The organism is Duganella margarita (assembly GCF_009857535.1).
Lineage (GTDB): Bacteria > Pseudomonadota > Gammaproteobacteria > Burkholderiales > Burkholderiaceae_D > Rugamonas > Rugamonas margarita.
The window spans coordinates 153915-168280 of the sequence record NZ_WWCS01000011.1 but is presented as its reverse complement, the minus strand read 5'-3'; the positions used below and the strand labels follow the sequence as shown (position 1 = coordinate 168280).

Below are 14366 nucleotides of genomic sequence, written 5' to 3'. Positions count from 1 at the left end.
TGGGAATGTCATGCTGTTGGTGCCGCTTGTGCCGGGCGAATCAGCGCGGCGCAGCGGCGGTAAGGATCTTCGTTGCTGATACTGAGTGCCGGACCGCCGCGCTGCTGCGCTTCGGCGTCGGCTATTGCCAGCGCGGTCAGCCAGCTGACCGCGCCGCAACTGCCGCTGCTGGCGCCGACGCTGATCACGTCGGCGCCGGGATCGAGCTGCGGCGCGGCGGCGGTGACCACGTGCATCAGCTCCGTCACGCGGCTGGTGCGGTGGCCGGTGTCGGCGGTCACCAGTTCGATCGCGGCGCCGTCCAGCTGGGCCGCTTTCAATACATCGGCGATGGCGCTGGACAGGCAGGTGTCGGTGTCGCGCTTGACGGTGTCGGCGGAGGCGCTGCGGCGGCCGATGTGCACCGCTTGCAGCACGCTGCCGGTGGCGCCGATCTGCTGCGCCACGTTGGCGTCGGCCAGCAGCAGGCCGGCCGCGCCTTCGCCGGGAATGTGGCCTTGCGGATGCGCTGCGGTGTACAGCGTTTGTTGATTCAGCAGGCGGTTGACGGCGGCGTCGCTCAGGTGCGAGTCGGCGGCGATCACCAGCGCCAGGGAAGGCTGCTGCGGATTGCCGGCGCGTTGCAGCAGTTGCGCCAGCAGCGCGCCGGCGTCGTCGTCCTGTCGCTCCTGCTGCTGTTGCAGCGGCGCGGCCGGTGCGATCAGGGTTTGCGGCCAGCCGGTTTGCGTGGCGAGATGGCGCAGCCATTGCCAGGCCAGGTCGCGCTGGGCCGGCTGCCATGCTTGCGGCCAGAGGGCCAGCAGTTGCAGCGTTGGCGGCGTGCGCGCGGCCGGCGCGTCGGGCGGCAGGCGGTTTTGCTGGCGCGCTTGCTGTTGCTCCAGCCATGGCTCCAGGTCTTCATGCAGCGTGGCTTCTGCTGCCAGGTCGGCCACCACCGCGCTGGCGGCGGCCAGCGCGCGCCACTGGGCCTGGTCAAAGCGGGGATCGTCCAACTGCTGGCGGTGGCGCCACTGTTCCAGCTCTTCGCGCAGCGCGGCGTCGCCGGCTTCGGTCAGGCGGGCGGACAGAATCGGGTAGCCGTCGTCGTCATACAGTTCGCTGTCGAGCTGCGGGCGGGCGCGATGTTCGGACAACGCGGCGCGCAACTCCGCCACCGATTCGCCATGCGGTGCGCGCACGGCGGTGGCGGCGATCGTCAAGGCGGCCGGCAGCGGCGGCGCGGCTGGAATCTCTGTTGCGGCATTCGCGGCGCCAGCGGCGGCTGGTGCGGCGGGCAGGGTAGCGCGCGTCCACACTTTGCGGCCCAGCCACAATGCGGACAGCAGGGCTACCGGCAGCACCAGCAGGTACAGCACCAGCTCACCGCTGGCCGGCATGCGATTGGTCTCGCGCCAGAACCAGATGGCGCCACCCCAGCTGGCGCCGAATGTGGCGGCGGCCAGGGCAACGTTACGTAACCAGACCATTGATCGTGTTCTCCTATCGTTTCATCACGCCGGGCCGGCGCAGTTCTGTGTGCCCGAAATCCATCATCTTCCAGCGCCCGCCCCAGGTCAGGCCCATGGACTCGGCCACTTCGCCGTATAACTGGTAGCCGCGCATGGCCCACGGATCGCGCTCGGAAATCACCAGCTTGCCGTCGCGCAGGAAGGCGCAATCGGCAGCCAGACCGTATTGGTGCCAGCTCTGGAACGCGGCGGCGTTGGTCACGCCGGAACCCAGCGCGGCCAGTTTGTTCTGGCGCTCGGGACTGCGGTAACCTTCCAGCAGCGCCATGTCATAGCCGTACTTCTCCTTCATGGTGCGGAACACCATCAGCAGCCGCTGCGCGTAGACGGCGTCCAGCTGTGCCCAGTCGCGGCTGGCCGAGACCAGCATCGGCCGCTCCAGCTGCACTTCGGCGGTGGTGAACACCAGCGGCGGCAAGGCCGGCGGCGGCACCAGCTGTTCGCCTTCCAGCAGGCCGGCCACTTGGGTGTTGACCTCGCGGGTTGAGCTGTCGAAACCGTTCAGCGTCGGCCGCGCCAGCAGCAGCGCCAGCATCGGTGGAATGGTCAGCAGCGCCAGGCCGCCCAGGCACAGCACGTAATGCTCGGCCAGAAAATCGCGCACGCCGCCCATCGACTGGCGGCCCGAACGGCCGAGCGCACCGAGCTCTGCGCGGCGGCGGTCGGCTGCGCGGCCCAGCTTTTGCTGCAGGCGCGCGTTGGCCCCGGCCAGCGCCGACACGACGAATTCGCGCCCGGACGGGAACAGCACCATCCAGCTGATGAAGCACGCCAATAAGAAATAAAGAGTTACCGCCAGTAGAAACACGTTGCCCTCGAAGCTCGTTACCAATGTCTAAAAAGCATTGCTCTGAGTATATATTAGGCATCTGACAAGCACGCGCACGATTGAATTGTCGATTCGTGCGGCACATTTTTCTTGAATGTCGTAAAGTCGTGCGAAATTAACAAGGGAGCAGATTTTGCAACGTGAAGATGACCGCCCTCCGTCGAGTGGCCGTCCCAGCCTATTGTCCCAGGCGCCCCAGGCAGAACCGGGTCGCGCCAGTGTTTTCGACGGGTTGGATCGCCGGCCGGCTACCGCTGCGCCGGCTGCGCGGCGTGCGCGCAAGCCTTTGCTGCTGGCGGGCATAGGGGCGGGCGTGCTGGTGCTGGCCGCCGGCGTGGCCGTTTGGATGGCTGCCGAGCCGGAACCGCAATTGATGCTGGCCGCCGCGCCGGCCGTCAAGCCGTCGCCTGCGCCTGTTGCTCCTACGGCCGCCGCTGCGGCACCGGCACCGGAGGTTCCGGCTGCCACCATCGTCGAAGAGACGGCAGCCGTCAGCCCGCCGGCTGATAGCCGGTCGCTGAAAGAGGTGCTGAACGATATTCCGCCGAAAGCGCCGCGTGCGGAACTGACCGCCGCGCTTGAAAAACCACACGCCAACGCGGCCAAACCCGAGCATAAAAAGGCCGAGAAACCGGCCGGCAAGCAAGTGCAGGTGGCCAGGAAAGCCGAGCCTCCCAAGCCCAAGGCCAAGCCGCAGGATAGCGACGTCACACTGTTGGCGGCGCTGATGACGCATGTTCAGACCGCCAAAGGGCCGTCCAAGGAACCGTCGACGCCGGCCTATCAGCTCAAGCAATGCGGCCGCCTGAACGAAGCCGGCGCCAGCCAATGCCGCGCGCACCTGTGCGCGACCACCGCCAGCAAGGAGCCAGAGTGCAAGCAGCCGGTTGCAGTGAAAACTGCCGCTGAATCATGAGTATCGCTCTGATCGAAACGGTGGTTGCCGCCCTGGCCCAGTTTTCAAGCGCGACCCGGCTGTATGAACTCACGCTGAATGAGGACGACGGCGCCGACATGGGCGCCAGCGGGCTGCTGGTTGAAGCGTTTGCTTCGGACGACAGCGTGCAGGGCGTCGGACCACGTGACGTCGTCGTGCTGTCCACCAGCGCGTCGGTTCAGCTGGCGCCGTTGCTGGGCAAGAAGGCGGCCCTGGCCGTTAGCCTGGCCGATGGCAGCCGTACCGAGTTCCGCGGCGAGATTACCCAAGCGGCGATGCTGGGCAGCGAAGGTGGCCTGGCGCGCTATCGTCTGCGCCTCACGCCGTGGCTGTGGCGCCTGAGTCAGGTGCGCAACAGCCGTGTATGGCAGGACCGCACCGTCATCGAGATCATCGACGAGGTGTTCGAGGCATATGCGCCGCTGTCGCAATGGCGCTGGAGCGAAGAGACCGAACCGTTCATGGCCGATGCCGTCGCGCGCAGCTACTGCTGCCAATACCGCGAATCGGACCTGGATTTCGTGCAGCGCCTGCTGACCGAAGAGGGCCTGGCCTGGCGCTACGAACAACTGGAAGACGGCCTCGGCGTGGTGCTGTTTGCCGACAGCAGCCAGCTCAGCGCCACGCCGGAAGACGCTAGCAGCAAAGCTGGCGGCGGCATCCGCTTCCACGGCGTGCGCGTCGGCGAGGCGTCCGACACCATTCAGGCAATGCAGGCGCGCCGCAGCGTGACGGCGTCGCTGACCACCTTGCTCAGCTATGACTACAAGGCCAAGCAGGCCGTCAACGCCAGCACGCCATCGCGGCTGTCGGTCGGCAAGCTGCCGCCACTGGAAAGTTACGATGTACCGGGACAGTACGCCTATGCCAACGCCGCGCAGGCGCAGCGCTATGCTGATATCCAGATGCAGGGGCGGGAAGCTATCGCTCAGCAATGGCGTGGCCGCTCGACCGTACGCACTATGGCGGCCGGCACCCGTTTCACGCTGACGCAAGGCCCGCTGAGCGCGGACAGCGCGCCGACCTACGTGCTGCTGCGCGTGCGCAGCGTCGGCGTCAACAACCTCCCGTCGCCAGCCCAGCAGGCGCTGGCCGAGCTGTTTGGTCCGATTCCCGAGTTGCTGCAAGAAGTGGCCGCTGATGCCTCGGACGACTTCGCCCTGACCATTGCGCAAGCGCGCCAGAGCGGCTACGCCAACAGCTTTGAGGCGGTGGCAGCGGACGTCATCTGGCGTCCGCAACTGCCAGGCAGCGATGGCCGCAGCCATCCTAAACCCACCGCGCGCGGCGCCCAGAGCGCTATCGTCATCGGCGCCGATGGCCTGGCGCAAGCATCCGGCGCGGACGAACTGTATTGCGACAAGCTGGGCCGCGTGCGCATCCGCTACCACTGGCAGGACAACGGCGACGCCACCTGCTGGATGCGTGTCGCGCAGCGTTCGGCCGGCGGCGGCATGGGCAGCCAGTTCCTGCCGCGCATCGGCCAGGAAGTGCTGGTGCAGTTCATCGAGAACGACATCGACCGGCCGATCATCATCGGCGCGCTGTACAACGGCCAGGGCGAGGGCGGCGTAACGCCGACGCCGGGCGGTGGCGGCAGCGCCGACGACATGGCCTCGCGCTTCCAGCCGGCCGCAGACCACGCGGTCTCGGCACAGGGCAACGTCGCCGGCGGCAACAGCCCGCTGTGGCACGGCGCGTCCAGCGACAGCGCCGGCCACCGCAACGCCGCCGCGCAGTGGGGCGTGCGCAGCAAGGAATTTGGCGGCAGCGGCTACAACCAGTTGCTGTTCGACGACACCGACGCGCAAGGCCGCGTGCAGTTGCGTTCCACCCACGCCGCCAGCGAACTGAGCCTGGGCCACCTGATCCACAGCGCCGACAACTATCGCGGCAGCCTGCGCGGGCAGGGCGTCGAACTGCGTACCGACGCTTACGGCGCAGTGCGCGGCGCCGCGGGTCTGCTGATCACCAGCTACAAACTGAATCACAGCGCCATGGCGCGCGACCCGGTCGGCGACAACGCGTCCGGCATCGCACTGCTCAAACAGGCCGTCAAGCTGGGCGAAACGTTTAACGACGCGGCCAAAACGCATGAGACCGTGACGCTGGCCGGCCATCTCGGCGCGGCCAAAGCCAACGCCAGCGTGCTGGACGACAAGGTCGCGCCGTTGCAGGCGATGCTGACGGCGGTCTCCGGCATGGTCGGCAATGGCAGCCTCGACGCCGCGCGCGCCGACGCCGGCGAGAAGAAAACCGAACCGGGCGACAAGCAAATACCGCATGTCAGCTCGCCGATCATCGCCGTCAGCGGCAAGAGCGGGATTGGCGTCACCGCCGGCGCAGCGATGCAGCTGGCCAACGGCGAGACCATCTCGCTGATGAGCGGCCAGGACAGCCAGTTCATCACCGGCGGCCAACTGCGCGCGCATAGCGGCCAGGCCATTGGCGTGCTGGGCGGCGCGGTCAAGCCCGGCGAGGGCGGCTTGGGCATGCAGTTGATCACCGCCAAAGACGCCATCGACATTCAGGCGCAGGCCGACGAATTGAAGGTGCAGGCGCGCGACGACATCAACATCGTCAGCGCGAATGCCGAGGTGGACTGGGCCGCCGCCAAGCGCATCAGCCTGTCCACTGCGGGCGGCGCGAACATCACGATTGAGGGCGGTAATATTACGGTGCAATGTCCGGGCAAACTGACTGTCCATGCGGGTAAAAAGGTATTTTCTGGTCCCGAAAAAGTGCCGTATCCAATTCCTGCGTTACCGCATACTATCTGTGTCGAATGCCTTAAGAAGGCGCTCGCTTCTGGTTCCTCTTTTACTGCAGTTGAATAAAATGTTAAATGATCCATACGATAGTGAGTGGCTGGATGAGCTGCGTCAGCTGGCAAGTGCGGGAACTGGCGATGCCAAGCTTTATTTTCTAATTGATGGTGCATTTAAGCCAGGTTTCTATAGGCAAGTGATTAAGGAAACCAAAGTAGAAAATTACGCTCTGCTTTTCGAGACCTTGCCTTCATGCTCCGAAGCAGTGAAGGATGTATCTCCATTTCTGCTTCAATATGACGCCACCCAACATTCATCTTTCGAAATATTGCAGCAGTGTAGTGGCCATCCAATGGTCAGCGTTATAGAGACGACGGAAACACTAGACGAGTTGACTAGTCGTATGGCGCCTTGGTGTATTGTCTACTCAGACCAACAGCGCTTTAACTTTCGATTTGCCGACACGCGGCGCCTACCTGATATATTTTCTGCGCTTAATGGCGATCAAAAGAGCCAGATTACTGGTCCGGCGTTAAAGTGGAGCTACATAGATCGACAGGGGCAATGGCTCAATTTGCCGATTGAAGCTTCGGATAACGCAGCCATATCGACGTGGCCTGAGTTGAGTGATTCGCAGTTTGCGATGCTTGTTGGCGCGAGTGAAACTGATGAAATGCTTGAACGCATATCACGTCGCCAACATTTGCCGAACGAACTGCCATCTCGGTTGTATGACGCAATTTCGCAAGCACTGCGAATTTCGACCAACAAAGGCTTGGAATCAGGTCCATTGTTGCGCTGGTGCGTATCATGTATCGACAATCTGTCCTCATTGTCTGACGAAGCTCTTGCCCAAGAGTTCTTATCTTGGCAAGAAAATAAAGCACTGATTTGAAAGGAAAGTATGTCTATTCCTAAAGGCATTTATATTGTTGTTAGGCTCGGAATAATTCTCAGCCTAGGTTTTTTACCGGTTGCTGGATTCTGCGCCAAGGATACAGTAGCGGTAAGCATCCACGGAGTAAATTACAGCGCCGAAGATTTTACATACATAGTAGAAGACCCTGAAAATAGTAAAAACACCGGAGGGGGAGAAACGGTTGGTCCATTTGAGGCAGGCGGGATCATGTGCTGTTATGAACTACCTGTCGTGTGGCGAAGTGGCATCAGGATCAAAGTAAATCAGGAATTTGAATCTCGCATGGATAAGAAGTCTGCAGGCTCGTCCACTAGAGTCATTGAAGTCCCTCCATATATCGATGGCAAACCTGGCGAGTTATGGGTAGTGCGTGCAGCTGATGGCTCCATAGATATTATATCGAGTGACTATCAACCGAATCATCCAAAATGGCCAGGGCAAGTGAAAGGTTGGCCGGTTGCATCGATAGAATATCGACGATATCGCTGGTCGCTATACATTAAGGAGGCTCAAGCCAGAATACATATGGCTCAAAATGCTTTAGACCAACTTGAAACTTCCCCCGCAGCATTGGCTCAAGAATCATGGAACTTAGATTCAAAATATCATCCAGACGATTTAAAGTTATATTCTAGCCCTGCGGATAACAATTTTATAGAACGAGTAAAGCAAAAATTTCGAGCAATGAAACGTAGAAATGAAGAAGATATCGCGAAACTCCAGGAGCAAAAACCGTGAGTGCCACTCTTTGCCCCGCAATACCTGAAAACTTCGTTGATGCTGAAAAAGGTACTGTTTTCTTCTCACCTGGTGAGATGGATGCAATTGATCAGTATGAGCGACGTGAGAAGTTGAAAGACTGTGCTACTAATCTTTTCTTTGGGTTTTTCTTTGATGGAACCAAGAATAACTATATGCAAGGTTTGGCTGCTAAAAATCAATCCAACGTGGCACGGCTTTATGATTGTTATCCAGGGCAAAGTGTCCCAGGAGTGTTGCCGCCTGCGATGGATTGGGAAGTGAACAAGCAGAATTATAAAAATTTCTTCCGAGTCTATGTTCCGGGTGTAGCGTCTCCTTTTACACAGATTGGAGATAGTGGGGAAGGAAAAGATAAAGATAGAGGCGCTGCATTTGGCGCGCTAGGTGAAGATCGTATCAAATGGGCTTTAATTCAAGCATTAAACAATGTTCAGCGCTTTTTTTATGGTGATACTTTTTTAATTGAAACGTCGAAAATTAAGTCAACTATGGACAGCATAGAGTTATCGAGTTGGCAGCGATGGAAAATGGATGAACGCCGTATTGTCTCGGATCCGGAAAATGACGACAGAAATAAAAATACGAGAAAAGTATTTGAGGATCTCTTGCTGAAATTGCATCAAAACGTGAAAATTCACTGGCCAGTTCCTGGCGCGACTAAACCAGTAAAGACTAATCCCGGCCAAGTGCAGAAGATATATGTATCGGCTTTTGGTTTTTCGCGGGGTGCGGCGCAGGCACGTGCCTTCGTAAATTGGTTTATGTCACTCTGCTCTTTAGATTCATCTCTTTCCAAGTGTGGTTCTCCTTATAGCTTAGGTGGTTTCCCAGTCGAGTTTGATTTTCTAGGATTGTTCGATACCGTTGCCTCCGTGGGCATTGCAAATACCTTAGGGGACAGTGCCCTACTAAGAAATTTTGATGGTCACGGTGCGTGGGCAGATGCTGAGGATAGCCTGCGAGTACATTATGGAATTCGATGCTTGCACTTGGTGTCAGCTCATGAGGTGCGCCGAAGTTTTCCTCTTGATTCGATTTCTGTAGCTCACGTAACACCAGCGAATTCACAAGAAGTTGTTTTTCCTGGGGTGCATTCGGACTTGGGTTCTGGCTATTGTCCGCGAGAACAGGGACGTGGTGAAGATGAATTGGGTTCCGATATGCTTGCGCGTATTCCTCTCTTATACATGTATCGTGAGGCTCGTCTTGCTGGAGTACCATTCAAATTGGACCTAGCTAGTGATCGGGTTAAGAAGAAATTTAAGGTTACCTCAGCTACCATTAACTCTCTTAATGCGTATTTGGAGACCTGTGAATTCAAAGAAGGCCAGTTGACGGCTATTATGCGTGAACAGGGGAAGAAGCAAATCTTATGGCATAAGGCGAGACGCAGCACAGGGCCAACGCCGCTAGAGAAAACTGCTAGTTTTCTGCGCGCTACAAATTTCGATAAAAATGATCTAGCCAGCGCAAATATCGAATTCGAAAAAGAAATCGGTGATTTTGAAGAGTGGTTAGGTAAAAAGCCTAAAGGTTTCGTGCCACATTCGCAGAAACCTGGTTTCGGAAATCGCTATGAAAATGAATGGGAGGAAATTGCTACTTGGTGGGATACGAGTGAACCATTACCGCCTGCCGTACTCGATTTTTTCGATAACTATGTTCATGACTCCCATGCCTGGTTTAAATTGAAGGACGAATTTCCCGATAACGAGAGCGATTTCAGGAAAAAACTCATCGAGTGGGAAGCGCGGCGTACGAGTGCGATAATACGAAGTACAAGAATACGCTCAGGTGGTGGTCATGGAAACCAATCGCAAGATACACCTGAACAGCTAGATAAGTTATCACCAGAGCAACGAAAGGCGGCTGAGGAATACGCAGCTACGGGAGAGATCCCTAGAATGATGACCACTGGCCGGGAGGCGGAAACATTTTTGACTTTCACGCTTCGTGGTGGTTATCTTCGCTTTAGAAAAGTGTATGGTGGCGCTGATAATATCCTCATTTCTAGCAATCACAAACAAGGTGAAGTTGCAAAGCAAGCGGCTTAGCTGCTTTTGCAGACGATGATAATTGGTCATCGCATTAGTTTGATGCAAAATGCCTAAATGAACATGGTTAAAAAAATATACTTGCAAAGTAGCTTAGCGGCCCTTCTGATTGTGGCTGCCCCCGGCTTTGCTGCCGACACGGATGTGTTTTCCGGCATCTATTCGGTGGTGAACCCAGAGACCGGTGCCGAAGTCGACGTCATGAAGATCCGTAAATATGAGGATGGATACGGCGTTTTTTCTTACTTAGGTGGAGATGAGGTCCAGCGCGGCTCCATTAGCGCGGCGGAAGCTGAAGGCACGTCGGCATCAAGCCTACGAGTGCTGGCTTTGAACGGCCAGGGCAAGCTGTACTACGTTCCGAAAGGCGCGGAGTCGCCAGCAGGGCGCTCCGATACTGGCTATATCTCTGACATTATGGGGCTGGCTAATTTTCCGCTGAAGCGCAGGCCGCTGGCGGCCAAACGCGAGCGCGGTATCAACGGTATTCATGCCTACGTGCCACCGAAAGATGAGAGACCGGTATCGATACGCGCCTTGAATCATGGAGGCAAACCAATTCAACTTGGTGTCAGTTCCGCGACCAATGGCCAGAACGCGGCCGATACCGATCCAATACACGGTTACATGGCAAGCGCCTTCAATTGCTGTTTCTATTTACCGGAAACTTGGAATGCCTCCTTGAGGCTGAACGTCGAGATTTGGTCGTCTGACGGCAAGCTAAGAACTGTGCCGGTCGCGCTACCTAAATACGATACGCCAGAGAATTTCGAAGTGGCAGTTAATCCCGACGGCCGTGCAGAAGTGTTGTTTGGCCGTTCTGATCAAGACAGGCCGCTTCCCCGGTCTCCAGTCGTAAAAAGATGAACATCGGTTCCGAAATGAAACGGGCGTCGCCATTAATTCTAATTTCTTTCGCTTTAGTAATAGTGATTGTTGGCTGCGCAGTCCATAGAACGCAGGCGGGGCTAAGCGAAAAGGCAACTGCTCAAATTGGGATTGTCAATCACACCGGCAGTTACATATATTCCGCGTCAGTGAATGGCGCTGGCGGTGGAAACATGGCCCGCTGGGGTATTGGGTTCGCCAATATTTGCTGTACATCTATCCCGCGCGCCTGGCACCCCGGCATGAAGGTTTTAGTTCGATGGAATATGCCAATTGGCACTAAAGACATGGTCAAAGAAAAAGTCGTGCTGGTGGAAAAATATGATGTTTCCGGTAGCATTTACATGCACTTTTTCCCCAATGACGAAGTGCGGGTCGTAGTTAGCAGGTTTTACCCCGGTAGTGCCGAATATCCAATCCAACATCTAGGTAATCCTAACTAGCTGTTTAGTTCCGTGCGATCATATTCCTCGTCGTAGCTGGCCTTTATTTCGGGCGAAGGCTATGCTGGACGAGTTGATCGCTGATTTATCGCGGTCAGCCAGCCCCGTCAACCGGCAACCAGAGCGATCATCGTCATGAGCACAACCATCCACCCGCAGGCCCGCACGACACCAAAGATTCGGCAGGAAATCAAGGACTCCGGCCTGTCGGACCGTCAAGCCGCCAAGGTCTTTAACATCACGCGCTCTACAGCCGCCAAGTAGCTCAAGCGCGACGATGTACAAGACCGCTCTCATCGTGCCTATACACTGCATACGACGTTGAGCACCGGCCAGGAAGCAATCGTGCTGGCGTTGCGCCAATCGCTGTATTTGCCGCTCGACGATCTGCTCTACATCACCAAACAGTACATCAACGCCGAGGTCTCCCGTTCCGGCCTGGCACGCCTGTTAAAACGCGAAGGCATGTCTCGTTTGGAAGACGTCATTCCAAAGGCGGACGGAGAAACGATCCAGGCCAAGAAGACCTTTAACGACTACGAGCCGGGCTTTCCGCAAATGCCCGATGAAACCTCACGGCGCTATCTTTTCGTAGCCATCGACCGCGCCACACGCTGGGTCTTCTTGCACATTTATCACGACATGAGCGACACTAGCAGCATCGATTTCCTGCGCCGACTGAAGGACGCGTCGCCAATTAAAATCAGCAAAGTCTTGACTGACAACGGCTCCCAGTTCACGGATCGTTTTACAGCGAAGGACAAGAAGCCCACAGGTCGACATGTGTTTGACAAGGTCTGCGCGGGGATGGGTATCGAGCACCGCTTGGCGCCGCCGCGTCACCCGCAAACGAACGGCATGGTCGAGCGCTTCAATGGCCACATCAACGAACTTTTACAACAAACTTGCTTCGACAGCCAGTTCGAGCTGGAGACAACGCTGCTCAACTATCTCAAGCTATACAACCACCATATACCGCAACGCGCTATCGGCTCCATAACGCCGATTCAAGCCCTAAAGGAATGGCAAGCAAAGAAACCCGACCTATTTGTAAAACGTGTTTATGAACAGACGGGACTGGACATCTAGCTACTTTAGTAATTGCAGCCTCAACTTATCCAATTCGACATTTGGTCACCTCGGGATGCTGCTCCTTCAAACTGAGAAATATCATAATTCGGCGTGAATAGTTTTGTGAACAATAGCGGCTACGCTAACAGCTTTGAAGCAGTGGCGGCCGATGTCATCTGGCGTCCGCAACTGCCAGGCAGCGATGGCCGCAGCCATCCGAAACCCACCGCACGCGGCGCCCAGAGCGCCATCGTCATTGGCGCCGATGGCCTGGCGCAAGCATCCGGCGCGGACGAACTGTATTGCGACAAGCTGGGCCGCGTGCGCATCCGCTACCACTGGCAGGACAACGGCGACGCCACCTGCTGGGTGCGTGTCGCTCAGCGTTCGGCCGGCGGCGGCATGGGCAGCCAGTTCCTGCCGCGCATCGGCCAGGAAGTGCTGGTGCAGTTCATCGAGAACGACATCGACCGGCCGATCATCATCGGCGCGCTGTACAACGGCCAGGGGGAGGGCGGCGTGACGCCGACGCCGGGTGGTGGCGGCAGCGCCGACGACACAGCCTCGCGTTTCCAGCCGGCCGCCGACCACGCGGTCTCGGCCCAAGGCAACGTCGCCGGCGGCAACAGCCCGGTGTGGCATGGCGCCTCCAGCGACAGCGTCGGCCACCGCAACGCCGCAGCGCAGTGGGGCGTACGCAGCAAAGAATTTGGCGGCAGCGGCTACAATCAGCTGCTGTTCGACGACACCGATGCCCAAGGCCGCGTGCAGCTGCGTTCCACCCACGCCGCCAGCGAACTGAGCCTGGGCCACCTGATCCACAGCGCCGACAACTATCGCGGCAGCCTGCGCGGTCACGGCGCCGAACTGCGCACCGACGCTTACGGCGCCGTGCGCGGCGGCGCGGGTTTGCTGATCACCAGCTACAAACTGAATCACAGCGCGATGGCGCGCGACCCGGTCGGCGACAACGCGGCCGGTATCGCCCTGCTCAAGCAGGCCGTCAAACTGGGCGAAACGTTTAACGACGCGGCCAAAACGCATGAGACCGTGACGCTGGCTGGCCACCTCGGCGCGGCCAAAGCCAACGCCAGCGTGCTGGACGACAAAGCAGCGCCGTTGCAGGCCATGCTGACGGCGGTCTCCGGCATGGTCGGCAACGGCAGCCTGGACGCCGCGCGCGCCGATGCGGGCGAAAAGAAAACCGAACCTGGCGACAAACAAGTGCCGCATGTCAGCTCGCCGATCATCGCCATCAGCGGTAAGAGCGGCATTGGCGTCACCGCCGGCGCAGCGATGCAGCTGGCCAACGGCGAGACCGTCTCGCTGATGAGCGGGCAGGACAGCCAGTTCATCACCGGCGGCCAACTGCGCGCGCATAGCGGCCAGGCCATCGGCGTGCTGGGCGGCGCGGTCAAGCCCGGCGAGGACGGCCTGGGCATGCAGCTGATCGCCGCCAAAGGCGCCATCGACATCCAGGCGCAGGCCGACGAATTGAGGGTGCAGGCGCGCGACGACATCAACATCGCCAGCGCCAATGCCGAGGTGGACTGGGCTGCCGCCAAGCGCATCAGCCTGTCCACGGCGGGCGGCGCGAACATCACGATTGAGGGCGGTAATATTACGGTGCAATGTCCGGGCAAGCTGACGATCCATGCTGGTAAGAAGGCTTTTACGGGTCCTGCGCAAACCGCTTATCCGTTACCGGTAATGCCTAGTAGCGCTCTTCCAGAGACGCCAGTGAACTTCCGTCTGCTACTAGCAGACATACCAGGTGCGAATGGCCGTCCATTTCCGAATCGTCCGTGGAATATCGTTCGTTTCAATGGTGAAAAGGCCGCTGCCACCGACGACGCCAATTGGCAGAAAGTGCTGCTCAGCGGCACCAGTGACTCCCAAGGCGAATGCGTGTTGACCGAAGATCAAAAAAACATGCTTTGGCACGAGGTCATGCAGCGGCCGGGAGCAGTCTGGTTGGTCAGCGGGCCAAACGCGACACCGCTGTCGTTCAACAAGCTTGCAGCAAGCGACGTTAACAAGATCGAGCGCAAGACCCTTGATTCCCACAACTATGGCGTTTCGCAAGAGCATGTAGACGATGAACACAAGAATTTCCTGCGCAATTGGGTAGAGCATGACTATTTGGACAGATTGAACGCAAAAGCGAAGAACGAAACCAAGGCCTGA

Annotated in this window: 9 protein-coding genes and 2 pseudogenes; 9 read left to right on the top strand and 2 right to left on the bottom strand. The window is 58.2% G+C overall.

The genetic code is table 11. The features are described 5' to 3' along the window. Nucleotides 1-8: 8 nt before the first annotated feature. Entirely contained in the window at nt 9-1466 is a 1458-nt protein-coding gene (locus GTP55_RS18020) for a hypothetical protein (RefSeq protein WP_161046235.1), read from the bottom strand. A 13-nt stretch (nt 1467-1479) separates the two neighbouring features. Next, nucleotides 1480-2316, bottom strand: a complete 837-nt coding sequence (locus tag GTP55_RS18015) for a M15 family metallopeptidase (protein WP_371868378.1) — start codon at nt 2314-2316, stop codon at nt 1480-1482. Nucleotides 2317-2569: 253 nt separating this feature from the next. Here GTP55_RS18015 and GTP55_RS18010 point away from each other — a divergent pair, with 253 nt between their 5' ends. The 9 genes and pseudogenes from GTP55_RS18010 to GTP55_RS17970 all read left to right on the top strand — a co-directional run. Beyond that, complete coding sequence (locus tag GTP55_RS18010) at nt 2570-3253, top strand: hypothetical protein (RefSeq protein WP_229258023.1); 684 nt, start codon at nt 2570-2572, stop codon at nt 3251-3253. After that, on the top strand, nt 3250-6111 hold the full coding sequence (locus GTP55_RS18005; protein ID WP_161046233.1) for a type VI secretion system Vgr family protein: 2862 nt from the start codon (nt 3250-3252) through the stop codon (nt 6109-6111). The genes GTP55_RS18010 and GTP55_RS18005 overlap by 4 nt, the downstream gene beginning before the upstream one ends. A 1-nt stretch (nt 6112) precedes the next feature. After that, nucleotides 6113-6937: a DUF4123 domain-containing protein gene (locus GTP55_RS18000; RefSeq protein WP_161046232.1), complete on the top strand. Its 825-nt coding sequence runs from the start codon at nt 6113-6115 to the stop codon at nt 6935-6937. A gap of 9 nt (nt 6938-6946) precedes the next feature. After that, nucleotides 6947-7699, top strand: a complete 753-nt coding sequence (locus tag GTP55_RS17995; protein ID WP_161046231.1) for a DUF3304 domain-containing protein — start codon at nt 6947-6949, stop codon at nt 7697-7699. Then, entirely contained in the window at nt 7696-9777 is a 2082-nt protein-coding gene (locus tag GTP55_RS17990) for a phospholipase effector Tle1 domain-containing protein (protein WP_161046230.1), read from the top strand. The genes GTP55_RS17995 and GTP55_RS17990 overlap by 4 nt, the downstream gene beginning before the upstream one ends. A gap of 57 nt (nt 9778-9834) precedes the next feature. Further along, the gene (locus tag GTP55_RS17985) at nt 9835-10644 is read left to right on the top strand and encodes a hypothetical protein (RefSeq protein ID WP_161046229.1); all 810 of its coding nucleotides are present in this window, start codon (nt 9835-9837) and stop codon (nt 10642-10644) included. After that, nucleotides 10641-11108 carry a DUF3304 domain-containing protein gene (locus tag GTP55_RS17980; protein ID WP_161046228.1) on the top strand — a complete coding sequence of 156 codons (468 nt, stop codon included), beginning with the start codon at nt 10641-10643 and terminating at the stop codon, nt 11106-11108. Before GTP55_RS17985 ends, GTP55_RS17980 begins: the two co-directional genes overlap by 4 nt. Nucleotides 11109-11243: 135 nt before the next feature. Beyond that, nucleotides 11244-12197 (top strand): annotated as a pseudogene (locus GTP55_RS17975) (DDE-type integrase/transposase/recombinase). Between the two features lie 111 nt (nt 12198-12308). Next, nucleotides 12309-14366: pseudogene (locus GTP55_RS17970) on the top strand (DUF2345 domain-containing protein); the annotation flags it as partial.